General features: G+C 59.1%; 27 protein-coding genes and 1 pseudogene. 8 read left to right on the top strand and 20 right to left on the bottom strand.

Annotated elements, in window-relative coordinates:
- Positions 1–172: 172 nt before the first annotated feature.
- Genes GOB87_RS11350 through GOB87_RS11340 form a run of 3 tightly spaced genes read left to right on the top strand, consistent with a single transcriptional unit; the run spans position 173 to position 2,689 of the window.
- Entirely contained in the window at positions 173–1,162 is a 990-nt protein-coding gene (locus GOB87_RS11350) for an oxidoreductase (protein ID WP_242006329.1), read from the top strand.
- A complete protein-coding gene (locus GOB87_RS11345; protein WP_166316701.1) occupies positions 1,159–1,923 on the top strand; it encodes an SDR family NAD(P)-dependent oxidoreductase in 765 nt (254 codons plus the stop codon). The genes GOB87_RS11350 and GOB87_RS11345 overlap by 4 nt, the downstream gene beginning before the upstream one ends.
- Positions 1,910–2,689 carry an SDR family oxidoreductase gene (locus tag GOB87_RS11340; RefSeq protein ID WP_166316698.1) on the top strand — a complete coding sequence of 260 codons (780 nt, stop codon included), beginning with the start codon at positions 1,910–1,912 and terminating at the stop codon, positions 2,687–2,689. The genes GOB87_RS11345 and GOB87_RS11340 overlap by 14 nt, the downstream gene beginning before the upstream one ends.
- 323 nt (positions 2,690–3,012) lie before the next feature.
- Here GOB87_RS11340 and GOB87_RS11335 read toward each other — a convergent pair whose 3' ends face one another.
- From GOB87_RS11335 to trbB, 12 genes are all read right to left on the bottom strand, one after another.
- A complete protein-coding gene (locus tag GOB87_RS11335) occupies positions 3,013–3,282 on the bottom strand; it encodes a hypothetical protein (protein WP_194303331.1) in 270 nt (89 codons plus the stop codon).
- The gene (locus GOB87_RS11330) at positions 3,279–4,169 is read right to left on the bottom strand and encodes a pyridoxamine 5'-phosphate oxidase family protein (protein WP_166316695.1); all 891 of its coding nucleotides are present in this window, start codon (positions 4,167–4,169) and stop codon (positions 3,279–3,281) included. The genes GOB87_RS11335 and GOB87_RS11330 overlap by 4 nt, the downstream gene beginning before the upstream one ends.
- A 97-nt stretch (positions 4,170–4,266) precedes the next feature.
- Positions 4,267–4,506 carry a DUF2274 domain-containing protein gene (locus tag GOB87_RS11325; protein WP_086898505.1) on the bottom strand — a complete coding sequence of 80 codons (240 nt, stop codon included), beginning with the start codon at positions 4,504–4,506 and terminating at the stop codon, positions 4,267–4,269.
- On the bottom strand, positions 4,499–5,722 hold the full coding sequence (locus GOB87_RS11320) for a TrbI/VirB10 family protein (protein ID WP_176373140.1): 1,224 nt from the start codon (positions 5,720–5,722) through the stop codon (positions 4,499–4,501). The genes GOB87_RS11325 and GOB87_RS11320 overlap by 8 nt, the downstream gene beginning before the upstream one ends.
- Positions 5,719–6,726: a P-type conjugative transfer protein TrbG gene (gene trbG / locus GOB87_RS11315; RefSeq protein ID WP_166316692.1), complete on the bottom strand. Its 1,008-nt coding sequence runs from the start codon at positions 6,724–6,726 to the stop codon at positions 5,719–5,721. Before trbG ends, GOB87_RS11320 begins: the two co-directional genes overlap by 4 nt.
- The gene (trbF, locus tag GOB87_RS11310) at positions 6,723–7,406 is read right to left on the bottom strand and encodes a conjugal transfer protein TrbF (protein WP_166316707.1); all 684 of its coding nucleotides are present in this window, start codon (positions 7,404–7,406) and stop codon (positions 6,723–6,725) included. Before trbF ends, trbG begins: the two co-directional genes overlap by 4 nt.
- Complete coding sequence (gene trbL, locus GOB87_RS11305; RefSeq protein WP_166316689.1) at positions 7,406–8,818, bottom strand: P-type conjugative transfer protein TrbL; 1,413 nt, start codon at positions 8,816–8,818, stop codon at positions 7,406–7,408. Before trbL ends, trbF begins: the two co-directional genes overlap by 1 nt.
- A gap of 3 nt (positions 8,819–8,821) precedes the next feature.
- Positions 8,822–9,586 carry a P-type conjugative transfer protein TrbJ gene (gene trbJ, locus GOB87_RS11300; protein WP_166316686.1) on the bottom strand — a complete coding sequence of 255 codons (765 nt, stop codon included), beginning with the start codon at positions 9,584–9,586 and terminating at the stop codon, positions 8,822–8,824.
- Complete coding sequence (trbE, locus tag GOB87_RS11295; RefSeq protein WP_166316683.1) at positions 9,583–12,027, bottom strand: conjugal transfer protein TrbE; 2,445 nt, start codon at positions 12,025–12,027, stop codon at positions 9,583–9,585. The genes trbJ and trbE overlap by 4 nt, the downstream gene beginning before the upstream one ends.
- 12 nt (positions 12,028–12,039) lie before the next feature.
- Entirely contained in the window at positions 12,040–12,315 is a 276-nt protein-coding gene (locus tag GOB87_RS11290; RefSeq protein WP_089179097.1) for a VirB3 family type IV secretion system protein, read from the bottom strand.
- Positions 12,315–12,668, bottom strand: a complete 354-nt coding sequence (locus GOB87_RS11285; protein WP_173572147.1) for a TrbC/VirB2 family protein — start codon at positions 12,666–12,668, stop codon at positions 12,315–12,317. Before GOB87_RS11285 ends, GOB87_RS11290 begins: the two co-directional genes overlap by 1 nt.
- A complete protein-coding gene (gene trbB, locus GOB87_RS11280; protein WP_086898811.1) occupies positions 12,668–13,690 on the bottom strand; it encodes a P-type conjugative transfer ATPase TrbB in 1,023 nt (340 codons plus the stop codon). The genes GOB87_RS11285 and trbB overlap by 1 nt, the downstream gene beginning before the upstream one ends.
- 401 nt (positions 13,691–14,091) lie before the next feature.
- Between trbB and GOB87_RS11275 the strand changes: the two genes are divergently transcribed.
- Entirely contained in the window at positions 14,092–14,970 is an 879-nt protein-coding gene (locus GOB87_RS11275) for a MucR family transcriptional regulator (protein WP_408737138.1), read from the top strand.
- Positions 14,971–14,997: 27 nt separating this feature from the next.
- Here GOB87_RS11275 and GOB87_RS11270 read toward each other — a convergent pair whose 3' ends face one another.
- The 4 genes from GOB87_RS11270 to GOB87_RS11255 form a co-directional block, all read right to left on the bottom strand.
- Positions 14,998–15,450: a hypothetical protein gene (locus GOB87_RS11270; protein WP_035350883.1), complete on the bottom strand. Its 453-nt coding sequence runs from the start codon at positions 15,448–15,450 to the stop codon at positions 14,998–15,000.
- Complete coding sequence (locus GOB87_RS11265; protein ID WP_166316680.1) at positions 15,447–17,468, bottom strand: conjugal transfer protein TraG; 2,022 nt, start codon at positions 17,466–17,468, stop codon at positions 15,447–15,449. The genes GOB87_RS11270 and GOB87_RS11265 overlap by 4 nt, the downstream gene beginning before the upstream one ends.
- A 163-nt stretch (positions 17,469–17,631) precedes the next feature.
- Positions 17,632–18,192, bottom strand: a complete 561-nt coding sequence (locus tag GOB87_RS11260; RefSeq protein WP_231621157.1) for a TetR/AcrR family transcriptional regulator — start codon at positions 18,190–18,192, stop codon at positions 17,632–17,634.
- A gap of 222 nt (positions 18,193–18,414) precedes the next feature.
- Positions 18,415–19,527 (bottom strand): iron-containing redox enzyme family protein, encoded by a 1,113-nt coding sequence (locus tag GOB87_RS11255; protein ID WP_166316677.1) that lies wholly within the window; start codon positions 19,525–19,527, stop codon positions 18,415–18,417.
- A 471-nt stretch (positions 19,528–19,998) separates the two neighbouring features.
- Here GOB87_RS11255 and GOB87_RS11250 point away from each other — a divergent pair, with 471 nt between their 5' ends.
- The 3 genes from GOB87_RS11250 (at position 19,999) to GOB87_RS11240 (ending at position 23,195) form a co-directional block, all read left to right on the top strand.
- Positions 19,999–20,175, top strand: a complete 177-nt coding sequence (locus GOB87_RS11250) for a hypothetical protein (protein WP_166316674.1) — start codon at positions 19,999–20,001, stop codon at positions 20,173–20,175.
- Between the two features lie 12 nt (positions 20,176–20,187).
- Complete coding sequence (locus GOB87_RS11245; protein ID WP_166316669.1) at positions 20,188–21,852, top strand: recombinase family protein; 1,665 nt, start codon at positions 20,188–20,190, stop codon at positions 21,850–21,852.
- 176 nt (positions 21,853–22,028) lie between these two features.
- A complete protein-coding gene (locus GOB87_RS11240) occupies positions 22,029–23,195 on the top strand; it encodes a site-specific integrase (protein WP_166316666.1) in 1,167 nt (388 codons plus the stop codon).
- A 50-nt stretch (positions 23,196–23,245) separates the two neighbouring features.
- On the opposite strand, the gene GOB87_RS11235 is transcribed toward GOB87_RS11240, so the two are convergent.
- The 3 genes and pseudogenes from GOB87_RS11235 to GOB87_RS17160 form a co-directional block, all read right to left on the bottom strand.
- Positions 23,246–24,358 carry a Fic family protein gene (locus tag GOB87_RS11235; protein WP_166316663.1) on the bottom strand — a complete coding sequence of 371 codons (1,113 nt, stop codon included), beginning with the start codon at positions 24,356–24,358 and terminating at the stop codon, positions 23,246–23,248.
- Between the two features lie 61 nt (positions 24,359–24,419).
- The gene (locus GOB87_RS11230; protein WP_242006328.1) at positions 24,420–24,749 is read right to left on the bottom strand and encodes an Lrp/AsnC family transcriptional regulator; all 330 of its coding nucleotides are present in this window, start codon (positions 24,747–24,749) and stop codon (positions 24,420–24,422) included.
- 33 nt (positions 24,750–24,782) lie between these two features.
- Positions 24,783–24,871 (bottom strand): annotated as a pseudogene (locus GOB87_RS17160) (AsnC family transcriptional regulator); the annotation flags it as partial.
- Positions 24,872–25,076: 205 nt separating this feature from the next.
- On the opposite strand from GOB87_RS17160, the gene GOB87_RS11225 reads away from it, so the two are divergent.
- A complete protein-coding gene (locus GOB87_RS11225; protein ID WP_166316613.1) occupies positions 25,077–25,706 on the top strand; it encodes a LysE family translocator in 630 nt (209 codons plus the stop codon).
- Positions 25,707–25,764: 58 nt separating this feature from the next.
- Here GOB87_RS11225 and GOB87_RS11220 read toward each other — a convergent pair whose 3' ends face one another.
- Positions 25,765–26,652: a LysR family transcriptional regulator gene (locus GOB87_RS11220; protein WP_166316610.1), complete on the bottom strand. Its 888-nt coding sequence runs from the start codon at positions 26,650–26,652 to the stop codon at positions 25,765–25,767.
- Positions 26,653–26,751 lie beyond the last annotated feature (99 nt).

The raw sequence follows: 26,751 nt of genomic DNA, 5'->3' as shown, positions 1-26,751 counted from the left end.
TACCTGCGACACTCGCAGGTAGTACCGCGTCCCTATCTCTTAAATCGTTCATGCTTCATAGCTGAACCAGACCAGAAGTATTCAGCAAGGCGTCAGTCGCCGGGAGCTTACCGGCGATGAATTTCTGTCCCAATATACACGTTTTCTCAAAGGGGGGTTCGGTTTTGGCTTCATGGGGAATTCGTCAGTTGATACGTCAGTTGGATACAACCAACGCGGACACACGCTCGTGGCATCAGGTCAGGCTGAAAAACTGTCTCCCCTTTTTGAGCTTTCGCGTCATCTCAACGTTCCATTAGGCGTTCAACTGCAGCATTACGGAGCGCAAGGAATCCCGCGAAGCCCTGAAGCTCCACTCCTGACGCCAAGCGGACATATATCCTCGTCCACGCGGCGTCGTGTTCCTCAGACACAAGCGAGGATCATGTCTGAAGGCGATATATGGCATATTATCGATTTATTTCTGACTAGCGCTCGATACGCTGTCGGCGCGGGATGTCGCCTCATCCAGATACAAGCGTCGAACGGATATCTTATAAGCAGTTTCCTCTCACCCGCGACTAATATCCGGGATGATGAATGGGGAGGAACGCCACTTCGACGGGCTCGATTTCTAGTGGAACTCGTTCGAAAACTACGGCGGGTTTTACCCGACGATGTTGACGTTACCGTACGAATAGGAGTTGACGACGGCCTTGGTGAGGATGGCCAGCTTCCCGAGCTACTGGGAGACGTCGTGCCTGCGGTAGCGGAGGCCGGAGCGAGTGCGATAGCGTGCTCGGTCGGGATCGCGGAAACTTTTTCAAAGTTCTTTTCCTCCCCGGACGATACAATTGCCTGCCTGCGCAAGGCAGTAAGGCTCCTGAAACGAAACACCCCGATACCTATGGGGTTTACGGGTTCGCTGACAAGTTTGTTGCAAGCTGAAGCCATTCTGGAATCAGGTGATGCTGATTTTATCGGATTTGCGCGCGCTGCCCTAGCCAATCCCAATCTGGTCAATGCCGATTTATCGGGTTTCAATCCTCAACAATGCAAAGGGGATGCCTTTTGCTTCCGCGACAAGCGCGAGGAACAGGCAACGCGGGTGTATTGTTGTGTCAATCCGTCCTATCGCCGACCAGAGCAACTTCAGAGAAAATACGAGGAGAGCAGACAATGACATCATCTTCCAAAACCGTTCTGGTTGCAGGCGGCACTCGTGGTCTCGGACTTATCATTACACAGGAACTTGTCGGAAGGGGCCATCGCGTCTTCGTATCAGGTCGGAACGAAGAGGCTGGTAAGCAACTCGAACAGGATCTCGGCGTCACTTTTTTCAGAGCAGACGTCCGTAATCCAGTCGAAGTCGAAGCGTTGGTCGCTAGAGTTCAGGCGGAGTGTGACCACCTATCATGGGCCGTGAACAATGTAGGGATCACTACCAAACGCATGTCGGTTGCCGATACCGACATAAACGCCTGGAGGGATGTCATGGACACGAATCTTCTGGCCGCATTGTATCTGATGAAAGCTGAAATTGGTGTCATGCGGCGGCATGCCGGAGCATCGATCGTCAACGTTTCGTCGTGTGCGGGATTGCTTGGTGTAGCCAACCAGAGTGCTTACTCCGTTAGCAAGGCAGCGTTGAATATGTTGAGCCAGGTTGCAGCTTTGGAGAACGCACAGGAGCAGCAGGATCAGCATGCAATTCGAATAAATGCCATATGCCCTGGTCCGATCCTGGGTGGAATGAACACTGAGGAACGGTTACGGGCAAATCCTGAAGGCACCCGCCAGAAACTGGCTGTAACCGCAATGAAGCGTTTTGCTGACCCGAAGGAGATTGCTGCCCTCGTGCTATGGCTCCTAAGTGACGACGCTTCTTATATGACCGGAACAGTTCTGCCGATTGATGGAGGCTATTCCAGTGGAAAATTCTAACTCATCCGATCGTATATTCATCACCGGAGTTCATAAAGGGATCGGTCATGCACTCGCGAAACACTATCTCGAAAGAGGTATTCACGTTGTCGGTATTTCAAGAAAACATCCAGAAGACTTGAGAACATTCAAGAACTTTGAGTTCTTCCCTGTAGATCTCGGCGATCGCTCTTCTGTTCAACGCTTCATTGCAGACAATCTTCCTTCGTTGACAAGAGAACCCTTGACCACCGTATATTTCAATGCCGGGATAAGCGGAGATATACCTGTGCGCGCGGAAGACTGTTCCCTGGAAGACCTCGAGCGTGTTTGCATGGTTAATACCTATAGCATCAAGCTCTGTCTGGATGGTTTTATAAAACTCGCTGCCTTGCCAGAGAAATGTGTTTTTTCCGCTTCAATAGCAGGGCAGCGTTTCCGGGCTGGTATGCTTCCGTATTCTGTTTCCAAAGCCGCGCTAACCGCAATGGCAGGTGTCTATGCTCAAGAAAATCCTGCAACATTTTTCATAATCATAGGATTGTGTACAATGGATACAGATCTGTCGCGGCGAATGCTCGCGCAACCGAACATTAGCCAATTTCCCGAACTAAGTGCGCTGGCAATGAGATGCGAGCAAGCCGGTTACATGACGCCCCCCGAGATAAGAGCAGAACAACTCGCTTTCATCGTGAGCAATACAGATCGGTTCAATATCAAATCCGGAATATTTTCCGAAATACGGACCCTATTGCGCGACCAGAATGAAGTGTCAGCTACAAATTAAAAGGTTCCACAATTATGTAAAAGCGTCGGAGCAGCGCCAGCGGAAATCGCCTGCCACACCAGAACGATACCTTCTTCATAAGTGCGCGCTTTGGTGGCGTGTTCTGATGGTCTCGCAGCAACTTGATGAGTGCGTTAATCGCCTCGGTCTGCCCAGAGACCGTGCTGATGCTCAAGGACCAGGATGATACCTCCCATGCTCTCCGACGCAGCGTCATGGATAATGACCGGCCTTGCAAAGATCTCCGACTATCGGCCCTGATCATGGGAGGTCACGGAGCAAACCGTTTTTGTAACATTCGAAATGTTACGCTTTGATCCCGATTATACAAGTCGCTCAGCATCGCGCGTCTGTAGACAGATCTCACGCCAGTAGAGTGGCGTATCACGACGCATTATAGAGACCGCAAATGGCAAGAGGCAGACAAAGGCGATTACCCAGCCTGTGGTCAACAGAGTCAGGGGCGCGGTCAGATCGCGCACCGCGCGGCTTACAATGAAGTTTCCCGCCCAGAAAAGCGGTGGCAGACCAAGTGACGCCCAGGCGAGCACACGCTCCACGACATACGGGCGATGGACACGGCTTGCCGTCATGCGTTGAGACCTGGAGACACGGCCGTGATTTCAGGTCCCTCTGTCCAGTCCAGCGGAAGAGCTGCCCTACGCCGGATCACCTCACGAATACGCACATCGAAGGAACGTCCACCGTTGCTCCATGAGACGGTTGCCTCACCCGTCAGATGCAAAAGGTCGCCGTTCTTGAAATTGATAAAGAGAAGGCCGGCTCGCGGGTTCTCCAGGAAGTTCCCGAATGTATTAAAATAGCGGTTACCGGAATAATCCGGGACAGTCAGCACATCGCCCTCGACGTGGACAGACCCGGCCGGGCCGCCGCGATGCGAGACATCCATGCCACCATGGGCACCAGACGGCGCGTAGGACGCAACGAAGAACGTGGTCGCGCTCGTGATGAGGTCACGTGCCTCCTCATCGAGTGTGACTAATCTTTCCACGTTACCGGGTATACGATGCACCGGTCTGCTTTCACGGATGCGGATATATTTTGGGCAATTACCAAAGCTTTGTCGAACGCACACCTGGATGCTGTCCGCGTCGCTGGACAGGATGACACCATTGGCGCGGTTGCGTCGTCGTGTCGGGAACTCGATGCCGAGGACAGCAAAAGGACGTCCCGGGGCGATCGCTTCCACCGCAGGATCACCGACCATCGGGTACCAGGCAAGCCGGAGAACGGTGTCGTCCGGGCTGGACAGAAAGCCTGGCAGTCCGGTTGCAATGGTGGCCGCCGGCCATCCATCGGGAGACAGCGCACCCAGCACGACGTAAGGCAGCGATGCAAAGAAAGTGCGATGCTGCTCCGTCATGTAGGGGCGGATGAAGGCGCTCGAAGGTGCTGCAACGTCAGCCAGTGCCTGCGCACGCCGTTCGCCTTCGTGAAATGCGGTTGCCGCCTCGTCCATCATTGTGATCCCCCACACCGGGAATGAACGAGGCGATCATGGCATGTCTTGCCCAAACGTTACAATACGGAACAGTCCGTTTATTCAAATCCGGTTCTCACTGCTTTTCGCTTTGCTCCTTCCTTTTCTTCAGAAACACGCGGTCACGTTCGATGAACCGGGCAACCATGATGGGAACCAGACGCGCGGGATTCTTGCCGACAGTGGCGTCTCCACCGCTTTCTTCTGCGAGAAAGCGGGCATAGAGGAGAAGGTCACGGTGAATTTCCGCGGGAAACGCGATCGTCATCCGGACCGGGCGATTGTCGGGTATAGCGGTAATGCGAAGCTTATCCATTCTGACGGTCTCCTTTCGCGATATAGGGTTTGAGAATGAGATCACGCCCCAGCAGAAGGGTGAACGGAAGGCCGGGGCGATCGGTGAGGGTCGGTTGAATATCGAGGGAACGGTCGACCAGCCGGTAGCCCACCTGAGAGAACCCGTTGCTGGCCCCGCTGCGAATGGCCTGAGCCAGATTGTTCTCGCTCTGGCTTGTTCCGGCTTCCGACCCGACACTGAGCAGCGTTGTCACCAGCGCGGCCTTGAACAACTGGCCCCAGTGGTTGTTCACCTCGTCGGACAGGCCGGACTGGCCGATCGCGTCCGCACCCGGCAGCTTCTCCAGCACGAGGCTCTCGCCGTCCGGGAAGATCAGTCGGGTCCAGATGATCTGGGTGCGCTGCTGCCCGAAGGAGATGCCGCTGTTATAGGCGCCAAACAGCGTACTCCCCTGCGGGATCAGGAGATAGCGCCCGGTCGGGCTGTCATAAACGTTCTGCGTGACATGGCCGACGATCTGGCCAGGCAGATCGGAACTGATTTTCGTATTCAGCGCCCCGGCAATCACGGTTCCCGCCTGCACTATATAAGGCGAGGCGAGCGGCATGATCCGGTCAGGACTGATGGTCTGCCGATCGGGCTGGCCCGCGAGGAAGGCACGGTTTCCAGCCTGTGCCCCTGAATCCGGAGTTCCCTGCGTCTGACCGGATGACGCTGAGGCTACCGTCTGAACCGGCTGCCCGTCATGCTGGTCTCGCGCCTCGACAGCGGCGAAAAGCTTGCTGCCAATAGCGGCGTCAATCTCCTGCTGTGCCCGGCGCGCATCCTCATTGCCGATGGCGTTGGTGGGGACTGACTTGCCCTGCTGCTGCGCGTGCAGGATCGGCCGTCCCAGATCACCGGGCAGTGCTGGCCCCAGTTTCGGCACACCCGTATAATCTTTCGGCAGGTTGTCCAGACCTGCCGCGGATGGCGGTGACGCATTCTCCGAACCGGCTGGCGTCGCTGGTGGTCGATGGCTGGCTTCCAGAGCATAGCCAAGGGCGAACGCCACGGCGATGACGCCGGTTCCCCCGAGTGACCAGATCACGGTCCGCGACAGGCGCACCACGCGCGGCCGCTCGGCACGCAGGCGCAGATCGGGTGGCGCCGGGCTTCCCCCACTGGACGGAGCATTCTGGTCAGGACGTGGAGCCGTGTCCGGTCCTGCCCCCTCTTCTCTCTCCTCGCTCATGACGGCCGCCCGTCCGTGCGGACGATGCGCACGCGCTGCTCGCTGGTCTTGTCGCCGAGGCGCAGTTCGGCTGCGGCGAACAGCCGGTCGACGATCATCCAGTTCTGACGGACGCGATAATTGACCAGCGCCGGATTGCCGTCCGGTCCCAGCACGAAGAGAGGTGGCAGATCCCCCTGCCCGATCCCGCTCGGAAACGCGATATAAACTTTCCGTCCGTCGTCAAAGGCGCGCGTAGGCAGCCACGGTGGGACACCCCCTTTCGCGGGCTGGATGGCATAGCGAAAATGCAGATCGTCGAGATCCAGCCCGGTCTCCACGGGCGCCTCGTCCTCTGCTGCCTCATCCTGCCGGTGCAACGCGATCAGATCGTCCTCGGGGTAGTCCCACGACACGGACGCCATATAGGTCGCGGGCGTCGAGCGCAGTTCCGCCAGATAGGTCCGGCGATCGGTGTTGACGATCAGATTGGTCGTGAGGTCCGGGCGGGTCGGTTTGACCAGGATGTGAACGCGTTTGGCTGCCCCAGAGCCGCTTGACGTGTCGCCGATCACCCAGCGGACGGTGTCACCGGCCGCAACCGGTCCACTGCCGACCAGCTTCTCGCCGGGCTGGAGCATGATGTCGGTGATGTCGCCGGGAGAGGCATAGACCTGATAGAGCGCACCGGGACTGTAGGGATAGACCTGCACGGCATTGATAAATCCCGCCCGCGTCGGCTGGATCCGCGCGGCCAGATTGGCCTGGACGACGCGCACGGTCGGGTCTGCGACGTCGGGAGCGACATGCCGCGTCCGCAGACCGCGCGGCGGCAGCGGCTTCAATTGTCCCGGCAAAGGCAGAGGCCGGGCGACTTCGATCACCTGCACCGGTTTGGGCGGATCGGGCAGGCGTGTCGCCCGCACTGCGTCATCATAGCGGATGGCGGGCGGATGATACTGTCCGGCGCAGGCGGACAGGGTAAGCAGCACCAGTGGCAGGGCGCGCAAGACCATACGGATCATTGTCCGAGTTCCTTCGACCAGTTGATGGCGGTGACGAAAATGCCGAGCGGATTTTTCCGCAGGCGATCGGCCGTGCGCGGGGTGACGACCTTGACGGTAAGGATGGCGGTCCAGCGTTCGGTTCCGGTGAAGGCGCCATCGCGATAATGCCGCTCGGTCCAGGCAACGCGGAAACTGCCGGGCGACGCGCGGATCACCGACGACACATCGACTTCGACCTGCTCATGACCGATCCGCGAGAACGGATCGTTGAGGCGGGCATAGTCGTTCAGCGCCTGTGCGCCGGAAATCATGGTGAACTCGTAAGCCCGGAGCCAGTTCTGCCGCACAACGACCGGATCGGCGGACAGGCCACGCACATCTTCAATGAAACGCGCCAGATACCACGACACCTGCGGATCCGTGGGGACATAGGACGTGGTCGCGGGGCCGATCACCTGTGTCTGCCCAAGCTTGTCGACCTGCACGACCCAGGGCACGATGGTCCCACGCGCGGACTGCCAGACCAGACCGACCCCGAGTGCTGCCGAGAGGAACAGACTGCCAAAAGCCATCAGCCGCCAGTTCCGGGCCTGCACCCGTGCGGAGCCGATCCGCTCGTCCCAGATCTGGGCCGCCTGCTGATAGGGTGTCACGGGCGCGGGCGTAATCCCGTACCGTGTGGTGGAGCGACGGAACATCATTGTTTCTCCGAAAGATCGATGGATGCGGATCCGCCGCCGCCATCGGCGGAGCGGATGACATGGGCCGCCTCGGCCGCGTGGGTCGCAGCATTGCGGCGCTTCATTTTTTGTGCCCAGCGCGGGGGCTTGCTGTCGGGACCAGAGGGAGGGCCGCCATTGCCGCCGCCGCTGCCGGACGAACCACCAGCCTCTCCACCGCCCCCACCTGAGGTGGCATCGGATGCGGATCCGCCGGTAAAGCGCCCCCCTGTCGCGGTGAAGGCGCTGCGAGCCCCGGCGCCGTAACTCTGTTTCATGGACGCTGCTGCGCCGGACGCCCTGCTCTTTGCTGCGTTCATGGCTGCAGCACCCGGCGCACGCGCGACACCACCGAGTCCGGCAGCCATGCGCGCTCCCGCACTCCCGCCAGCAGCGCTCATGGCACCCACGGAATAAGCGCTCGACGCCGCTCCCGCGGCAGCGGCCCCACCGCGTGCGGCAGCGGCCGTCGCGGCCATAGCCGCCCCACCACCGGACGCGATGGCAGCCGGGGCCGCGACAGCCGCCGCTCCCATGGCGCCGACCGCCATACCGGTGCCTACGGCAGCACCCGCGCCAAGTTGTGGCGCGCCCGAGATCAGGCCGTTGGCGAGGGAGCCGCCGAAGATTGCGAGCCCGACAATGCAGAGTGAGGCCAGTACGACCGACAGCGCCTGCCCGATGGTCGGCGCGCTGTTCCCGTAGGAGGTCGTGAACTGTTTGAAGAGGCCGGAGGCGATGGCGGAAATTACCGCCAGCACCATGATCTTCACACCGGAGGAGACAACATTCCCGAGAACTTTCTCGGCCAGAAAGGCCGTGCGGTTGAACAGGGCGAACGGGATCAGCACGAAGCCGGCGAGGCTGGTGAGCTTGAACTCGACGATCGCGACAAAGAGCTGCACCGCGAGGATGAAGAAGGCCGCAAGCACAATGACCCAGCACAGAAGCAGCACGAGGATCTGCACGATGCTGGTAATTGCGCCAAAGGAGAACGCCAATTTGCTGGCCGCATCGAGCAGCGGTTGTGCGGCGGACAGGCCGGTCGCGGCCAGTCGTCCCGGATGCATGAAATCGGCAAGTGTCAGCGTTCCCCCACCGGCTTTAAGACCGAGCGCGGCGAAACTGTTGAAGACGATACTCGCCAGGTGGCTGAAATGGTTGATGATGAAGGCAAAGAAGCCGACGTAAAGCGTCTTTTTGACCAGACGCTGGACAATGTCCTCGTCCACCGCCCAGGCCCAGAACAGCCCTGCCAGCAGCATATCAAGGACGGAGAGCGATCCGGCGAGGGACACGACGCTGCCCCGCAGCAATCCAAAACCGGAATCGATGGTTGTCTCGAAGGTGTTCAGGAACCCGTCGATAATGCCGACATTGCTGGCGTCCATCGATCAGTCTCCCGAACCGGGAACAGAGACCGCCTCGGGGACATAGGCGTCGTACTGCGCAAAATGCTGGTATTGCGCCTCGGCCCCCGCTTCGTTCGCAGCCTGTCGGGCACGTTCCAGTTCAGCAGCCCGACCGTTGGCGGCCAGTTCCGCCTGGATGTCGGACAACTGGCGCGATTGCAGGGCCATAAGCTGGTTTCCGGCCTGCGCCGCCTGCAACGCGCCCGTAGAATTCTGGCTGGCGGAGACAAGCTGCGTCATGGCCGAACTGTCGGACGGGATGTTACCCACCACCCGGGCCTGGAGTTTCAGCGCGTCCTCGAACCCGCCCACGGAATTCTGCCACCGCGTCTGCGCCTGGCTGAACAGGGTGCTGTCAGACATGCCGGACGAGACGGATGAGTAGGACTGCTGATACTGCTGCTCGACCGACTGCACGCTGTAGGCGATGTTCTGCGCCTGAGCCAGGAGTGCAGTGGTCTGGGAAACCGTCGATTGCAGCGTCGACAATGTCGAAAGCGGGAGGCTCGCGAGATTGCGACCCTGGTTGACCAGCATCTGCGCCTGATTGGCGAGTGATGTGATCTGGTTGTCGATCTGCTGGAGTTCGCGTGCCGCAATCAGGATGCTCTGCACGTGATTGGCCCCGTCATACACCGCCCATTGGGCATGGGCTGGCGGGAGGGACGCAAATGAAATCAGGCCAAGAGCCAAGACACATCCGGAGCGGAAACGTTTTTCCCGGATACGGAAAGATTTTTCCGTCATGGCACGCCTCCGTCCCGCAGAAGATCCGCGGCCCATGTGACACCACGGGCCGCGAACCATGCGGGGAGAAAGCCATCCCGCCCGTGGTCCGCCAGCACGGCGTCAATCAGCCTGTGATCGTCCTTGCCCGACGCGGCGCACAGGGCGAGTGCGACCGGCCCGAGCCCCAGTTCGAACAGACGGTTGCCGCGTTGCGTCTGGCAGTAATATTCCCGCTTCGACGTCGCGCGGGCGATAATGGCGATCTGCCGGTCGTTGAGACCGAAATCCCGATAGATGGCCAAAATCTGCGGCTCGATCGCGCGCTCATTGGGCAGGAAAATCCGCGTTGGGCAGCTTTCCACCACCGCTGGCGCAATCGGGGAATTGGCGATATCGGACAGGGACTGCGTGGCAAAAATCACCGATGCGTTCTTCTTCCGCAGCGTCTTGAGCCATTCACGCAACTGGCCGGAAAAATTCCCGTCATCGAGAACGAGCCAGCCTTCGTCGATCACCAGCAGGGTGGGTCGTCCGTCCAGCCGTCCTTCAATGCGGTGGAACAGGTAGGACAACACGGAAGACGCGGCGCCGGAGCCGATCAGCCCCTCGGTTTCGAACACCACCACATCGGCATCACCCAGGCGCTCGGTGTCAGCATCAAGCAGGCGACCGTAGGGACCGCCGAGGCAGTAGGGTGCGAGCGCCTGTTTCAGTGCGTTGGACTGAAGAAGTGCGACCAGGCCCGATAGGGTCCGCTCCTCCTCTGGGGAGGACGCGAGGGAATTCAGGGCCGACCAGAGATAGGATTTCACCTCCGGCGTCAGCGCGACGCCTTCACTGACAAAAATCTGGCCCAGCCATTCGCTGGCCCATTTCCGTTCGTCCGGATCGTCGATCCGCGCCAGCGGCTGGAGCGAGACGCCGGGAAAATCGTCCACGCCCAACCCGTCGCTATCCGTCAGGCCGCCACCGAGATCATGCCAGTCCCCACCCATGCCGAGTGTTGCGGCGCGCATGGAGCCGCCGAAATCGAAGGCGAAGATCTGCGACCCCACGTAGCGCCGGAACTGGAGTGCCATCAGCGCCAGCAGCACCGACTTCCCTGCCCCTGTTGGTCCGGCGATCAGCGTATGGCCAACGTCGCTGGCATGCAGCGAAAACCGGAATGGTGTGGCTCCCGCCGTCCTGCCATAGAGCAATGGGGGCGCCTTGAAATGGACATCCTGCTCCGGACCGGCCCAGACGGCGGAGAGCGGAATCATATGCGCCAGATTCAGGGTCGAGACCGGGGGGAGCCGAACATTGGCGTAAACATGACCGGGCAGACTGCCGAGCCACGCTTCGACCGCATTGAGAGTCTCAGCCATGCAGGTAAAGTCACGACCCTGAATGATCTTTTCCACAAGTCGGAGTTTTTCAGTCGCAATGGATGCGGAGCCATCCCACACCGTGATGGTCGCGGTGATGTAGGCCTGCCCGACATCATCCGCGCCTAGAGACTGCAAGGCCAGGTCGGCATCGGCTGCCTTATTGGCGGCGTCGTTATCCACCAGAACCGAAGCTTCGTTCGTCATCACTTCGCGGACAATGGACGCGATACTCTTGCGTTTTGCGAACCACTGACGGCGGATTTTCGTCAGCACCTTCGTCGCATCCGTCTTGTCGAGCAGGATGGCGCGGGTGGACCAGCGATAAGGCATGGCAAGGCGGTTCAGATCGTCGAGGATTCCAGGAAAGGTTCGCGACGGAAAACCGGTGATCGTCAGGGTTTTGAGGAAGGCCTCACCGAGTTTTGGCTCCAGCCCCCCCGACAGCGGCTGGTCCACCAGCAGGGCATCCAGGTGCATCGGGATCTCGGGCACCCGCACACGCTGGTTTCGGGTGGAAATGGTGCTGTGCAGATAGGTCAGGGTTTCGCCGTCATTCAGCCAGGCAGCCTCCGGCATAAACCCGTCCAGCAAAGCCAGAAGCCTGTCGCTGCGATCGATGAAGGCATTCAGGATGCCGTGGGGATCCGGTCCGTCGCGCTCCCTGCCCTCATAGAGAAAGCGCGATGCCCGGTCGGAAGATTCCGCAGGCGGCAGCCAGACCAACGTGAGAAAATACCGGCTCTCAAAATGCGCACCTTCGTCCTCGAACTGCTCCCGACGCTCCAGATCGACCATCTGGCTGGCCGCGTCGGGGAAATCGCTTTCCGGGTAGATCGTGGCCGGCACGCGCTGCGCTTCCACGAACACGGCCCAGCCGGAACCCAGACGGCGCAACGCATTGTTCAGGCGACCAGTCACCCCGACGAGTTCGGCGGGTGTGGCGGAATCCAGGTCCGGACCACGAATGCGCGCGGTACGCTGAAAGGAACCATCCTTGTTGAGAACAACGCCTTTCTCAACCAGCGCGGCCCAGGGCAGGTAATCCGAGAGAAGTGCCGCACGATTGCGGTATTCACCAAGAGACATCATCGCCCAGCCTCCTCATGCCCGAAACCAGGCGGGGTAACGGAGATGCCGTCGCCCCACTTCGACAAACAACGGGTCACGTTTTGCGCCCCAGACCGCGAGGCTGTGTCCCACGATCCAGAACACGGCGCCGACCAGCCAGAGCCGCAGGCCCAGCGAGATCGCCGCCCCCAGCGTGCCGTTGGCAATCGCCAGCGTCCGTGGCGCGCCGCCCAGCAGGATCGGGTCGGTCAGGGAGCGATGCACCGGGACATGGAAGCCCGGCACCGCGTCGTCGTCATATCCCGCCATCAGATCAGTGCTCCCCCGGAGAAGGAGAAGAAAGACAGGAAGAAGCTGGACGCCGCAAAAGCGATGGACAGGCCGAAGACGATCTGAATCAAGCGGCGGAAGCCTCCCGAGGTTTCGCCGAAGGCCAGGGTCAGGCCAGTCACGGTAATGATGATCACCGAGACGATCCGCGCGACCGGACCCTGGATGGATTCCAGAATCTGGTTGAGCGGTTCCTCCCAAGGCATTCCGGACCCGGATGCCCAGGCAGAGGAGGTTGCTGCAAACAGCGCGATGCCGGCCATGCTGGTCAGACGGGACAGGCGACTGGTATGGGCGCGCGTCATGACGCGCGCGGACAGGGTCTGCGACATCAGAGTGTGTCCTCGATGCTGGAGAGGTTGAAGGAGTGTGGACGCCCCACTTCGCTGGGCGGGACATCAAATGAAGTCAGGCGGTAAAGGCCTGTTGCCGGATCCAGTCCGTCCACCGTTGCGAGTTCCGACAGGCGGCGGACAGTACCGCGTCCGGATAGGACCGCGATGACGTCGATGGTTTCGGCGATCATAGCGCGCGGGACCGTAACGACGGCTTCCTGGATCAGCTGTTCCAGACGATACAGGGCAGCCAGCACCGATCCGGCGTGCAGGGTGCCGATACCACCGGGATGACCGGTGCCCCACGCCTTGAGCAGGTCGAGCGCCTCGGCGCCACGCACCTCCCCGATGGGTATGCGGTCCGGACGCAACCGAAGGCTGGACCGAACGAGGTCGGAAAGCGTGATGATCCCTTCACGGGTTCGCATGGCGACGAGATTGGGTGCTGTGCATTGCAATTCGCGCGTATCCTCGATCAGGACCACGCGATCCCCGGTTTTCGCGACCTCAACCAACAGGGCGTTGACCAGCGTCGTCTTGCCCGTGCTGGTTCCGCCCGCGACCAGGATATTCTTCCGGTCTGCAACAGCGTGACGCAGGAAGCGCGCCTGTGCGACCGTCATGATCCCTGCCTCAACGTAATCGTCGAGCGTGAACACCGCGACGGCGGGCTTGCGGATCGCGAAACTGGGCGCTGTTACGACCGGCGGCAGCAATCCCTCGAACCGCTCGCCCGTCGGCAGTTCCGCCGAGACACGGGGCGCTCCCTCGTGGACTTCCGCACCGACATGATGCGCGACCAGACGTATGATGCGTTCCGCATCGGCTGCGCCGACCGTATCACCCGTGTCGGACAGTCCCTCGGACAGCCGGTCGATCCAGAGCCGGCCGTCGGGATTGAGCATCACCTCGACAACGGCCGGATCGGCGAGCTGTCTTATGATGGCCCCTCCCAAAGCAGTGCGCAGCATGGAAAAACCACGTGCCGCTGCGTCGTTCGTTGTCGCATGGCTGTGCATCGTCATTCCCGTTGTCGAGCTGGCCCGGCCATTCCGGACCGCAACGGGGACAAATAGAGGAGGCACGCGTTTCCAGATCGCAACAAGAAATTCGGCGATCATCGTACTGGAGCGTACGAAAGCGTATACAAACTGGCAGAGGCGTAGACGGCTAAAAATTTGGCGTTTTATCAGTGTATTAGGTCTGAAATCTTGAACCCCTTATTGTCAGAAACGACGCTGGGGCCAAAGAAACCGATTGCGACCAGAGCGATGACTGACTTCGCGAACGCGAAACTTCAGGTCGGGCCAAATATTAAGTGTGAATGGGAGTATCAGGGCACGCTCGTCAACAACAACGAGGACAATACGATATTTGGATAAGGCGAGTTTTTACTGTATGTGGAACTAAAAACTGACGCGTGATTGTACCCGACACGCTATACACTAACGAAGACGGCAGATTAACGGTATTTTCGGTGCGCCGAAGATTGGCGTCACACACCGTCAAAAAGTTGCTCCGAAGGTGTGAGCCGTGCTTGAATCGACAAGGCGCAAATCTGTTGGTGAAATACAGGCTTTCCGAAGCTTATGACGAGTCACCCCCTATATTGAGGACTACCCTATTGAGCAGCGACAAGGACATCATTCTCGGTCGTCTGAATGCGATGGCACAGATCGTAACGGCGCACCTTGCGACGACGAAAGTGGAGACCGACCAGCTTCCGGAATTCGTACGCCGGCTTTATGCGTCGCTTTCAGAAGATCAGCCCGTGGCGAATACGACAGGAGTGGCAGCATCCCGAAAAGCCAGCGATGCTCCCTTGCCTCCTGAAAAGACAGAACCATCCGTAACTGTCGACGAGGCACTGGCGGAAGCGACGTCACCCACGGTTCTGACCGTCGAGAAAAAACAGCAACCGGCCGTCCCTATCAAGGAATCCGTTTTTCCCGATTACATCATCTGCCTGGAAGATGGGAAACAGCTGAAATCACTCAAGCGTCACCTCACGGCTGCCTTCGGGATGACCATTGAGGACTACAAGACCAAATGGGGATTGCCTGACGAATATCCGACCGTCGCGCCGAATTATACGGAGATGCGACGTCAGGTGGCGCAAAAGATCGGTCTTGGAAAGCGTGCTTCCCAGAATGACGACACGACAGACCGTGCGGATGCGTCGGCACCATCGGCCCCGGGAAAACAGTCACCCACACGAAACAAGGCTAAGGCCGGCCCGAAGGAGCGGTCAGCAAGAAAAGGGGATGAACATCGACTGGCCAACGCATTCTCTCGTTGATCTGAGACGACGCGTCGGAGTGGTTCGTCACTCCTTTTTCACAGCGGCGTCGCTTCCTTCGTTCGCCTCACGTTCAACGTCCGTCCGGAACCGTCTGTCGCTGGCCAGCCGTCGGCCCAGCATCTCGACGAAACGGTCGTAGCGTTCCCCTCCCTGGGCGCGGGCCGCTGCGGCCATGCTGTCCGAAAGACCCGGCATACTGGTGAACCAGAGCCGGATGAACAGCGCGAGCGTCTCGACCGAGATCGACAGGTCGCGCTCGATCCGCGCCTGTCGGCGATCAAGTCGTTGCACGGCGGCTTGCAGCGAGGCTTTGGGATCGCCCCCAGCGCCTTCCGGGTCAAGCCAGGCCGCAATCGCCGCTTCAGCCAGCAGGGAGTCCGACACCGACCGTCGGGCGGCCTGCGTCCGTAGCCCCTTCCACAGATGCGGCTCCAGATAGACCGAAAGCCGCTTCTTCTTCTGGCGCGCGCCGCTCATGACATCCCCAGATCATTGCCGGGATCGAGTGCCGCCTGGCGGGCTTTGCGGGCGAGGTCCGCCGTCAGCACGGCATGGAGATCTTCCTCTTCCATCGGATCGCGTTCACGCTCGCGCATGGGCGCTTCTCGCGCGGGGTCCTCATCGTCCTGCGGCGGCAGGTCGGGCTCCTCGGAGACGTCCATTTCCGGCTGCCGACGCGCCTCGGTGCCGACAGGATCTTCTTCCGCCCCCGCCTCCCTGACTGCGTCCTCTGGTGTGTCGGGCTTGACCTCAGGCTTTGATGGCTGCGGACGTGCGGTCCAGTCGTCGGGTGAAACCGGCACTCCACGCGTCCCCGTCTCGGGCGCGGGCAGGAGCCGGTCCCGAAACCGGCTGTCACGAAAATACTGGGCCTTCTTCGCTCGAACGGGCGACATCCCCGACAGCAGGACCAGTTCGTCGGTTGCTGGCAATTCCTGAACCTCGCCGACGGTCAGCAGTGGTCGCGCACTCTCCTGACGGGACACCATGAGGTGCCCCAGCCAGGGTGACAGGCGATGGCCCGCATAGTTTTTCTGCGAGCGGATTTCGGTTGCAGTGCCAAGTGCATCAGACACACGTTTGGCCGTGCGCTCATCGTTGGTCGCGAAGCTGACACGAACATGGCAGTTGTCGATAATCGAGTTGTTCTGCCCGTAGGCTTTTTCGATCTGGTTGAGCGACTGGGCGATCAGAAACGCTTTGATCCGATAGCCAGCCATGAAAGCAAGCGCGCTTTCGAAGAAATCGAGCCGCCCCAGCGCCGGAAACTCATCGAGCATCAGCAACAGACGCTGGCGCTCCCCTGCGCCAGACAGATCCTCGGTCAGCCTACGCCCGATCTGGTTGAGCATCAGCCGGATCAACGGCTTGGTGCGACTGATGTCCGAGGGCGGGACAACGAAGTATAACGTCGTCGGCCGGGCCGGATTGACGAGATCGCCAATCCGCCACGTGCTGCGGCTCGTCACATCGGCCACCACGGGGTCACGATACAAGCCCAGGAACGACATGGCCGTACTCAGCACGCCGGAGCGCTCGTTGGGGGATTTATTCAGCAATTCGCGTGCGGCGGATGCCACCACGGGATGGACGCCACGCTCCCCAAGATGGCGCGTGCCCATCATCACGACGAGGGTGGCCGCGATTGAACGTTTCGGATCGGACAGCAGGCTGGCGACACCGCGCAGGGACTTGTCGGGCTCGGCATAAAGAACGTGAAGGATTGCCCCCACGAGCAGGGAATGCGAGGTTTTCTCCCAGTGATTGCGTCGTTCCAGTGAACCTTCAGGGTCGACCAGCACGTCCGCGACGTTCTGGGCATCGCGCACTTCCCACTCGCCGAGACGGATTTCCAGCAGCGGATTGTAGGCGCAGGACGATGGATTGGTTGGATCGAAGAGGATCAGTCTGCCGAAGCGGCCCCGGAACCCCGCCGTAATGGACCAGTTTTCGCCCTTGATATCGTGAACGATGGCTGAACCCGGCCAGGTCAGCAACGTAGGGATCACCAGCCCTACGCCCTTGCCCGAGCGCGTCGGCGCGAAGCAGAGCACATGCTCCGGGCCATCATGCCGGATATAGTCGCGCTCCCACCGCCCCAGTACCACGCCATCCTGGCCGAGAAGTCCGGCCTGCTCGATATCGCCGCGTTCGGCCCAGCGCGCGGAACCATAGGTCGCGGTGCGTTTGTGCTCCCGAGCGCGTCTGACGGACAGGACCACAGCTGTCAGGAAGGCCAGCACGCCGCCAGATCCGGCAATCCACCCGCCTTCGACGAAAATGTGTGGCGCGTAGGCGTCGAACTCGTACCACCACCACGGAAACAGAAATGGCGCGTAAAGCGGCCACCGTCCGGCCACCAAAGTCCACGGAGGACCGAGTTCTGGCTGGAATGCGAGCCGCCAGGCGACCCACTGCGTCGCGGCCCACCACGCCACAAGGACAATCAGGAAACAGAGGCAGAATTGCCCCCACAGGATACGAGAACCAGACATGAATTCCTCCCGGGCATGGAGGAACTCTGCATGGCGACACGCCCGTCAGTTCAAGACTTTTCCTGGTGAACTGACGGCACGGGCGTGCGCGGGCGTAAACAAACTGGCGCGGGCGTAAGTCTCACTTTGAAGCGTCTCCTGGCTCCGGGCAGATGGGGAAGAGTCAGCCTTTCCTGGGCGGGTGGTCGCGCGTTTCATCGTCCAGCAGGCGTTCCGCAGCGATCCACGCCTGATCCGCAGCATCTTTCTCGTCCAGCACATTCGCTGAGACAACCGCGCCGTCAAGCAGGTAGATCATGAAGTGGGCAAGTTGTTCGGATCGCTCTTCCAGAACTCCGGCCGCTTCCAGAAGCGCCCGGATGGCGTTGCGCAGGCTGCGCTTTTGCAGCCGCGAAATCTCGGCGATCGCATCCTGCTTTCCCTTGTATTCCTCAGTTGCCCTGGAGAACACACATCCTGCAAAATCGGGCTGACGAAACCAGGACGTATGCCAGTCAAACACCGCGCGCAAGCGCGCTCTCGGCTCCTTATGAGCGCTCACGGCTTCAATGAGCGAGGCCTCCAGCGTTTCGATATGGCCTTCCAGGAAGTCGGTCACCAGCCCCTCTTTGTTGCCAAAGTGGTAGTAAATTGCCGTTTTCGCGACCTGCGCGGTGTCGGCGATGTCATCGACACTGACCTGGTGGAAACCCGAGCGGGCAAAGAGAGAGCCCGCTGTCGTCAAGAGAGTAGCCCGACTATCCGGACCATTCCGCTTTCTGCGGAGTTTTTGCTGTGGCACGTCCATGACCTCACAGAAATTCGCATCAATCCGTCTCACTCATAATCGGAACGTTTTGTTCGTCAACAAGTTCGAGGCACAGATCAAGCCACAGCAACTCCCTTCCCACAAGTTAATAAAGCGATATCTGATGTACCGGTCGTTCATATAGTTGACGTTACCCGGTCAACTCACTGTCGCCAGAGCCACAGTCGGAACTGGCTTGGCCGCTTTCATTTCAGCAAGTTGCCAGTCCCAGTAGGCCTTACTGGAATTCAGGCGCATTGCCGCGCCCTCCAGCACAGATCGCGCTTCACCGGGATAGCGCCGGAGAACAGGCACAATGACATTGTCGATCCAGCCATCGCCATGCAGGGCATCGACCTCGACATGCTCACTATAATAATCCAGAACCGATGGCTGATCATTGCCAATACCGACGCGACGGCATCCGGAGAGCAATTTGGCGTATTGGTCGGGATCCGAGAGTTCCGTAATCGCGAGCGCGCCGATCGAGCGGAAATATTCTCGCCGCGTAAACGCAAAATAGAGGAGCAGATTATACCCGGAAAGGCCCTCCCAACCCAACACATCGACAAACTGCGTCGGGTTGTCTTCAATCTTTAGATAGTCGAGCAAGTCACGATAGAGACGCACATGCGTCCGTGCCGGATTGCCCTGCCCCATCTCATCCCAGAAATTATGCGCGACTTCCATCCGGACATCTTCGTCGATGCCGACCAAAGACAACACGATCAGGTCATAAAAACGCATGTTGAGCGCGTAATCGGTCGTGAAATACTTGATGATCTGCGGCCGCGATGCATCGGTCTTCATGAAATCGAACACCGCGTGGTTATACCCGGAATGGCTCTTCCAGAGGGATTTAATGGCGTCACCAATTGCCTCCGGCTCGACGTTGGCCGGGATCGGTCCCGCCTGGCCTAATTCCCACTCCATCCACGAAGCTTCGATCGCGCGGCGGGCTCGCAGCAGTTCGATGCTGTACTGGTTGTCAGTAAGGCCCGGGTGTGGTCTGGAGAGATGCAGACCATACAGGTCATGCAAGACCCGATGAACGGTTTTCCGTGCGGCGAGGTCGTTCTCCGCGAACGCCATATCACAGCATCGCTGCGCAAGCGCCTCCAACTGACCCGAGGCTCCGCGAGAGGCAAGGAAGGTATCCGCATTGTCGTTGGAAAGTGCATCGTTCACCAGACGGCGCAGCGCCTGCGGCGTGTCGTCAGCGATGTTGATCTCCGGTCGCGCAAAAGCAGCGCCGCCAGCATGTGTCAGCATAAAGCAGTTCCTTGCAATGTGTGTACAATCTGGAAACAGCTCGCGACCTGTAGATTGCAGAGTGACGAAACGGTCCGTTTTAAGTCAAGAAAAAAGACCATGCTGACGCGTATTCGTCATAATTGCAGAGCAAGAACCGAAGGCTGCGCCGCCGCTATAATACCCTCACGGAATTACGATCTGCGCAGCATGTTGTTTTTAGGCGGTTTTACAGCCACTCCGTGGCCGGAGGTGGCCGAAGACCGCAGTACTTCGAATCGCACTGACTGTTCTGTTCGTGATCCAGTCAGCGCGAACTCTCACAAGAACGTGAATGTTTCGGCCGTGAAACACCGCGCCTCGACCGACACAGGCACGCCCCGACCCGCCACAATACTCCTTACCATGCTGTTTTATTGAGGTTTTTTGTTTGCGCGTGCGCCGATGAAAGGCACGATGGCACCTATCTGAGCTTCAAGAAAAGGCAGGACGATGCGCGCAAAAGACGCTACAGTGTCAACGTCGCCCCGTGTCATTCTCGACCCTGCTGGCCATACGGAAGGCACCGGTGAGGGTCTGCGGGCGCTGATACGAGCCCTCGCCCGGCAGGCGGCGCGGGATTACGTTGAACATGAAAACGGACCGATCCGTACACGATCGGAGGAATGACAGGAGGTCTTCATGAAGGTCGCGCTCTATGCCCGCTACTCTTCCGACAACCAGCGCGATGCCTCCATTGAGGATCAACTGAGGCTGTGCCGGGAATTTGCGGCCCGTCAGGACTGGAACGTCGTCGACAGCTACAGCGACAGAGCCGTCTCTGGTGCCTCCCTGCTTCGTCCCGGCATTCAGGAACTGATGCAGGACGCGCAGCGCGGGAAGTTTTCGATCATTCTCGCCGAAGCCATGGACCGTCTCTCGCGCGATCAGGAAGATATCGCTGGTCTGTTCAAAAGAATGAAATTTGCCGGGGTGCGGATCATCACGCTTTCGGAGGGCGACGTCACCCAACTCCACGTCGGGCTCAAGGGCACCATGAATGCCCTCTTTCTGCAGGATCTGGCAGACAAAACGCGGCGCGGCATACGGGGACGCGTCGAAGCCGGTAAATCGGGCGGCGGTCTGTGCTATGGATATGACGTCGTACGAAAATTCGATGATGCCGGCGAGGCTATACGCGGAGAGCGGACGATCAACGTCAGCGAAGCTGCGATCGTGCGACGTATCTTTCGTGACTATGCGGACGGCAAGGCGCCAAGGGCGATCGCGCTCGATCTCAATGCCCAAGGGGTCGTCGGACCGTTGGGAGGTGCCTGGGGACCATCCACCATCCACGGCAACCGTGACCGCGGCACCGGCATCCTCAACAACGAGCTTTATATCGGCCGGCTGATCTGGAACCGCCTTCGCTATCTGAAAGATCCGGAGACCGGCAAGCGCGTCTCGCGCCTGAATCCAGAAAATGAATGGATCCTGCAGGAGGTTCCTGAACTTCGAATTATTGAGCCTGACCTGTGGGAAGCCGCCAAGGCCCGTCAGGCAACAACAACGTGGTCGCAAAAGACACGTGGCGACGGTGTCCATCCTCTGAACAGTCTCAAGCGCCCTCGTTACCTCTTCACTGCGATGACACGCTGCGGCTGCTGTGGCGGTGGTTTTTCAATGATCTCGAAAGCTCTGCTCGGCTGTTCGACTGCGCGCAACAAGGGTACATGCGACAATCGCATGATGATCCGGCGGGACGTGCTCGAAAAGTCCGTGCTTAACGGGCTGCGGACGCGCCTCATGGACCCTGCGCTCTTCAAAGAGTTCTGTGATGAATTCACCCGGGAGGTCAACCGCGTCAGAATGGAGCGGGGCGCAGATCTCGCTGCGATGCGCGCGGAGTTGCCACGCGTTGATCGTGAGCTTGATAAGGCGATCCAAGCCATTCTCGACGGCGTACCCGGCATCAAGCTGAAGGACAAGATCGGAAGGCTGGAGGCGCGTAAGGAAGAACTGACGGCTCTTCTGGCTGATGCGCCACAGCCCCCTCCTCTGCTGCATCCGAACATGGCTGTGATTTATCGGCAGCGCATCGACGCGCTGTATGAGAACCTCCAGAAAGAGGATGCAAGCCTTGAAGCCGTCGAGAGGCTGCGTGCTCTGGTATCAAGGATCAAGCTGATCCCGCAGGATGGAGAGCTTGCCATCTTCCTCGAAGGAGACCTCGCGGCTATCCTGAACTTCTCTTCGAACAAAAAAAGCGCCGGAGTCCATCCGGACCACGACGTTCTTCAATCGTTCATTGAACAGGATACATTGGTTGCGGGGATAGGATTTGAACCTATGACCTTCAGGTTATGAGAAAGATTTTTTAGCCTACGCTGACCAACGCCCACGCCGACAGAATAGCGCCAGACCACGAAAACCCTTTGTTTTTCCTTGAAAAATAGCCTCGTCGGGATACGTCATTCGTTCACCGACTACGCTCGGTTGCGCTCTCATCTGTTTCCTATGTGTTTCCTGCGGCGGAGGCGAGAATGGCCCGGCTCAACAAGAAAACCGTCACGGCGGCGACGCCCGAAGCAAAAGATTATTTCCTGTGGGATGACAGCATCCCGGCCTTTGCGGTCCGGGTCTGGCCATCGGGCCGCAAGGTCTACGTCATTCACTACCGCTCTGGCGGAAGGCTGCGGCGTTACACGATTGGCCAGCATGGAAGCCCGTGGACGGCGGATCTCGCCCGTGATGAAGCCATCAGGATCCTCGCGCGGGTTCATACCGGGGAAAACCCGGCGGATAAACGGTCCGATGACCGTAAGGCCATGACCGTCACAAGCTTCTCCAGGCGCTTTCTCGACGAATATGTCGATGTCCACCTGAAACCCAGAACACGGGGGGAATACAGGCGCTCGGTGGAACTGTTCATTGTCCCGAAATTCGGAAGCTGGCGGATGGCCGACCTCTCACGGGCGGAAGTCGTCGAATTCCATGGCAGCTTCCGGCATATCCCCTATCAGGCCAACCGGACACTGGGCGTGTTGTCAAAGATGTTCAGCCTTGCCGATCTATGGGGTATCCGCCAGGACGGTGTGAATCCATGCCGGGGCGTCAAACGCTACCGGGAGGAAAGACGAGAACGTTTCCTCACCCGGGATGAGTATGCACGCCTGGGAAACAGCCTCGACGAGGCCGCGGAAGATATGCCCGAAGCGGCACGGGCCATTCGCCTGCTTGCTCTCACAGGTTGTCGGTTGCGGGAAATCCAGACGCTCCAGTGGGCGCATGTCAGGCTGGATGAAGCCGAACTCCGCCTTCCGGACAGCAAAACCGGAGCGAAAACAGTCCAGTTAGGCACGGCTGCGGTTGATGTCCTGAAGGCCACCCCTCGCCTGCCCGACAATCCCTATGTCATCACCGGACGCAAGGCTGGCGAATACCTCACTGACCTGCAAAAGCCGTGGCGTCGTATCCGCAAGGCGGCAGGACTGGATGGCGTCAGGCTCCACGACCTCCGTCATTCCTTCGCATCGGATGCCCTGGAGATGGGAGCGGACCTGACAATGATCGGCCGGATGCTGGGCCACAGCGACATCAAGACCACCTCCCGGTACGCCCACCTAAAGCGGGAAAATGTCAAACGCTCGACGGATCAGGTCGCCCAGCGCATTTCATCCGCGCTCACCGATGCAAGGATACAGGCCTGAATGCCGATCATACCCGATCAGCGGCCTGTCCGTCAGCATCGACCCGCGTTTTACGTCTCGGGAACAACCAGCACATAGCTGGTGCTTCTTCCTCCTGCCGCGTCCCTGGCCAGAATATCCCGCGATACAAGGTCATTGATATCTCGCAGGGCTGTATCCGGTGACGTCTTTGCGAGCTTCGCCCATTTGGATGAGGTCAGCTTGCCCTCAAACCCATCGAGCAGACGGTTCAGCATAAGGCGTTGCCGGTCATTGATCGATTGCCCGGCCAGATTGTCCCAGAAACGGGCCTTCTGGATGACTTTTCCCAGGACCAGCTCAGCGCGATCAAAGGCGCGATCCAAAGCCCCCAGAAACCAGAGCAGCCAGGCCGTGATGTCCATATCCCCTTTTTGGCTGGCCTCAAGGATTGCATAGTAATCCTTCCGCTCCTGACGGATCTGGGCCGACAGGCTGTAAAAACGCTGGTCTGTCTGTTCCGAACGCGCCAGCATGAGGTCGCCGATGGCCCGCGCCATGCGCCCGTTTCCATCCTCAAACGGATGAATGGTGACAAACCACAAATGTGCGATGGCTGCCTTCAGCACAGGATCCAGTGCTTGCCCGGCATTGCACCAGTTGAGGAAGACCTGCATCTCTGCAGGCACCCTGCTGGCTGTCGGCGCCTCATAATGAACCTTCTCCCGTCCGACAGGGCCTGACACGACCTGCATCGGGCCGGTTCTGTCATCGCGCCACTCTGCGACCAGAACGCGTGCCATGCCGTTTCGGCCCGTCGGGAACAAAGCCGCATGCCAGGCAAACAGCCTCTCTCCCGTCAGCGGATCGACAAAATGCCGGGTCGCATCCAGCATCATCTCCACGACACCTTCGACATCCCGATCCACCGGTGCCAGCGCGCCAATATCCATCCCCAGTCGGCGGGCGATGGAAGACCGTACCTGCTCACGATCAAGGTTTTCACCCTCGATCTCGCTCGACTTGATGACATCTTCCGTCAGGGTCTGGAGCACGGCTTCCGACCTGGAATCGAAGCCGAGACTTTCCATACGGCCCAGGAGGCGTCCCTGCCGATGACGCACGGCGGCCAGTTCATGGGCAATGGTGTCCTTGTCCCACTGGAAGCCGGGCCAGTCTGCATGCTGACAAATGTATCGCGCCATATTCCCCGCACTCCTTACGGGGAATATGGCGCCTAATCACCGTAAACTGCAAGATTATACCCTACGCAAAGCTTGCGTTCTTGACCTTCAGGAGGGGGATGTCAGTCTTCATACTCCGCACGCCTTTGATCCGCGCAAGGTGTTCGCTCTGAAAACGTCGCAGTCCTGGAAGGTCTTCTGCAACAACGCGCAACAGGAAATCACAATCTCCCGCAAGGACATGCGCTTCCGTCACCTGTGGAAGTTTTCCAATTTCCTCGACGAAATGCTCGGACTGCCGCTCGTCTTCTCCCGTCAGCCATATTCTGACAAAAGCCGTCACGCCGAACCCGGCTTTTGCGGGATTCACAACGGCGACATATCCTTCGATAACGCCACTTTTTTCCAGCATCCGCACCCGGCGCAGGCACGGCGAGGGAGAAAGCCGGCGCGCCTCGCAAGCTCATTATTGGGGCAGCGGCCATCTTCCTGGAGAACGTGAAGAATACGCCGATCAATCGCATCCAGTTTCATTGGCATTTTATATCATGCATGAACATTCTGGCGCAATCATATGCCAGATACTGGCGGAAAAATTGGCATAAACGCAACCCCATATCCGCTGGTCCGCGCTATCCTGCCCTCTCTCGCGTCGCAGGTATGGCGATCCGGAGCATAATCGGAGAGCATGAAACGCCGCGGGACCTTGTGGATTTTCTTCTAAAGCGACGCGTCTTCGATGAATTTGCATACACTTCTTGCCTTCTGGACGATCTCCATCCTCCTTGCCGCAACTCCTGGTGCTGACTGGGCGTATGTCATTTCCGCTGGAATACGTGATCATGCCGCAGTCATTCCCGCGGTATTCGGCCTGTTCCTGGGATATATCGCCATTACCGCAACAATCGCGGGTGGTATCGGTGCGCTTGTGGCCAGCATGCCGCTTGCGATCACCATTCTGACGTTTGCAGGTGCGGCCTATCTCATAAAACTCGGCATTTCCCTGTTGCGTCATCCCTCCCTGCCGAAAGAGGGACATGAACGGGAAACTGGTGCGCGGCGCTGGATTACCAAAGGGTTCGCCATCAGTGGTCTGAACCCCAAGGCTCTTCTGTTTTTTCTCGCCCTTCTGCCCCAGTTTACAAATCCGGGTTCATCATGGCCGATCTTTTTACAAATCGGGATCTTGGGAATCATTCATACAATGAACTGCGTATCCATCTATCTGATGGTCGGATCTGGCGCGCGGACAATATTAAGCAGCCGCCCTAGGGCGTCCATCGTGACCGGCTACATATCCGGAGTAATCATGATTATGCTTGGTCTGGGTCTGGCGTCGGAAGACATCATAAAATTACTCCACTCATGAAGATGGAATATGGAGAGTGAAGATATTGGAAACTGGCTCTCTGCACAGGTTCCATGGATCAGAGTAAAGTTCGCTGTATCGATTTCCCGATTTCCATGAATGTCGAGACTGCTGGGTTTTTCGTAGTGACCGGCGCTCGAAGGACGACGTCCAGTTGGGGAGCGTCTGTCAAAGCCCGTGACATCAGCCCCGCTCCCAGTTCGGTACACAGCGATGCGGGGATAAGGGCTACGCCAAGTCCTTTTGCAACAAGCTGGATGATCGTGTGCTGCAACCGCGGTTCAAGCACGACATGCGGGACGATTCCCCTGGCCAAAAAATAGCTGTTGATCGCGGATCGCAGAGCCGGCGCCGTTGCGGCGGGTGCCGCGATGATCTTCTCCACGCGGAGTTCCTCAGGACCAATCTGCCCGGCCGTGGCAAGGGGATGGTCCTTTCGCATGATGATGCGTAATCGCTCCCTGGCCAGCAGCACGGTCTGCAGGTGTGGCGCATATCCGCAATCGAATGTTACGGCGGCGTCCAGTGTTCCTGCCACCAGCATCTCATCAATCTCTGTCGGCGTGCGTTCATCAAGAACAAGGCGGACATCCGACCTCGCCTCCGCATAAAGCTGTACGAGTTGCGGCACGACACTGTGGGCGGCATGCATCATGAAACCAAACCGCAATTCGCCCTTCATGCCACTGGCAACCAGCCTGACATCCCGGCAGGCCTCCTCAAACTGCCCCAGCACGTTACGGCAGTCTTTCATGAAGTGTTTTCCAGCCGGGGTCAGCGCCACATTGCGCGAGTTTCGTTCAAACAGCTTCACGCCCAACGTGTGCTCGATCATGGCAATCTGACGACTGAACGGAGGCTGGCTCATGTTCATCCGCTCGGCGGCCCGACCGAAATGAAGCGTCTCGGCCAGAGCCATGAAATACCGCATATGCCGCGTGTCCATCTGATACCCTGAAAGCATTAATCGTGCACTATTTGAGTATTGGATTATATCAATAGCCTCCGGTAGCGTCACGCCTTTGCTGACTTCCCGAGTTCCTTG

Origin of the sequence: Acetobacter estunensis (genome assembly GCF_011516945.1) — a bacterium.
In the GTDB taxonomy this organism is placed as follows: Bacteria; Pseudomonadota; Alphaproteobacteria; order Acetobacterales; family Acetobacteraceae; genus Acetobacter; species Acetobacter estunensis.
This window is presented reverse-complemented; position numbering and strand designations above follow the sequence as displayed.

What these genes read in the sequence shown, in the direction of transcription:
- GOB87_RS11350 (WP_242006329.1), top strand. Translation starts at nt 173, where the DNA reads ATGGGGAATTCGTCAGTTGATACGTCAGTTGGATACAACCAACGCGGA.
- GOB87_RS11345 (WP_166316701.1), top strand. Translation starts at nt 1,159, where the DNA reads ATGACATCATCTTCCAAAACCGTTCTGGTTGCAGGCGGCACTCGTGGT.
- GOB87_RS11335 (WP_194303331.1), bottom strand. Translation starts at nt 3,282, where the DNA reads ATGACGGCAAGCCGTGTCCATCGCCCGTATGTCGTGGAGCGTGTGCTC.
- GOB87_RS11330 (WP_166316695.1), bottom strand. Translation starts at nt 4,169, where the DNA reads ATGGACGAGGCGGCAACCGCATTTCACGAAGGCGAACGGCGTGCGCAG.
- GOB87_RS11325 (WP_086898505.1), bottom strand. Translation starts at nt 4,506, where the DNA reads ATGGATAAGCTTCGCATTACCGCTATACCCGACAATCGCCCGGTCCGG.
- GOB87_RS11320 (WP_176373140.1), bottom strand. Translation starts at nt 5,722, where the DNA reads ATGAGCGAGGAGAGAGAAGAGGGGGCAGGACCGGACACGGCTCCACGT.
- trbG (WP_166316692.1), bottom strand. Translation starts at nt 6,726, where the DNA reads ATGATCCGTATGGTCTTGCGCGCCCTGCCACTGGTGCTGCTTACCCTG.
- trbF (WP_166316707.1), bottom strand. Translation starts at nt 7,406, where the DNA reads ATGTTCCGTCGCTCCACCACACGGTACGGGATTACGCCCGCGCCCGTG.
- trbL (WP_166316689.1), bottom strand. Translation starts at nt 8,818, where the DNA reads ATGGACGCCAGCAATGTCGGCATTATCGACGGGTTCCTGAACACCTTC.
- trbJ (WP_166316686.1), bottom strand. Translation starts at nt 9,586, where the DNA reads ATGACGGAAAAATCTTTCCGTATCCGGGAAAAACGTTTCCGCTCCGGA.
- trbE (WP_166316683.1), bottom strand. Translation starts at nt 12,027, where the DNA reads ATGATGTCTCTTGGTGAATACCGCAATCGTGCGGCACTTCTCTCGGAT.
- GOB87_RS11290 (WP_089179097.1), bottom strand. Translation starts at nt 12,315, where the DNA reads ATGGCGGGATATGACGACGACGCGGTGCCGGGCTTCCATGTCCCGGTG.
- GOB87_RS11285 (WP_173572147.1), bottom strand. Translation starts at nt 12,668, where the DNA reads ATGTCGCAGACCCTGTCCGCGCGCGTCATGACGCGCGCCCATACCAGT.
- trbB (WP_086898811.1), bottom strand. Translation starts at nt 13,690, where the DNA reads ATGCACAGCCATGCGACAACGAACGACGCAGCGGCACGTGGTTTTTCC.
- GOB87_RS11270 (WP_035350883.1), bottom strand. Translation starts at nt 15,450, where the DNA reads ATGAGCGGCGCGCGCCAGAAGAAGAAGCGGCTTTCGGTCTATCTGGAG.
- GOB87_RS11265 (WP_166316680.1), bottom strand. Translation starts at nt 17,468, where the DNA reads ATGTCTGGTTCTCGTATCCTGTGGGGGCAATTCTGCCTCTGTTTCCTG.
- GOB87_RS11255 (WP_166316677.1), bottom strand. Translation starts at nt 19,527, where the DNA reads ATGCTGACACATGCTGGCGGCGCTGCTTTTGCGCGACCGGAGATCAAC.
- GOB87_RS11250 (WP_166316674.1), top strand. Translation starts at nt 19,999, where the DNA reads ATGCGCGCAAAAGACGCTACAGTGTCAACGTCGCCCCGTGTCATTCTC.
- GOB87_RS11245 (WP_166316669.1), top strand. Translation starts at nt 20,188, where the DNA reads ATGAAGGTCGCGCTCTATGCCCGCTACTCTTCCGACAACCAGCGCGAT.
- GOB87_RS11240 (WP_166316666.1), top strand. Translation starts at nt 22,029, where the DNA reads ATGGCCCGGCTCAACAAGAAAACCGTCACGGCGGCGACGCCCGAAGCA.
- GOB87_RS11235 (WP_166316663.1), bottom strand. Translation starts at nt 24,358, where the DNA reads ATGGCGCGATACATTTGTCAGCATGCAGACTGGCCCGGCTTCCAGTGG.
- GOB87_RS11230 (WP_242006328.1), bottom strand. Translation starts at nt 24,749, where the DNA reads ATGCTGGAAAAAAGTGGCGTTATCGAAGGATATGTCGCCGTTGTGAAT.
- GOB87_RS11225 (WP_166316613.1), top strand. Translation starts at nt 25,077, where the DNA reads ATGAATTTGCATACACTTCTTGCCTTCTGGACGATCTCCATCCTCCTT.
- GOB87_RS11220 (WP_166316610.1), bottom strand. Translation starts at nt 26,652, where the DNA reads ATGGACACGCGGCATATGCGGTATTTCATGGCTCTGGCCGAGACGCTT.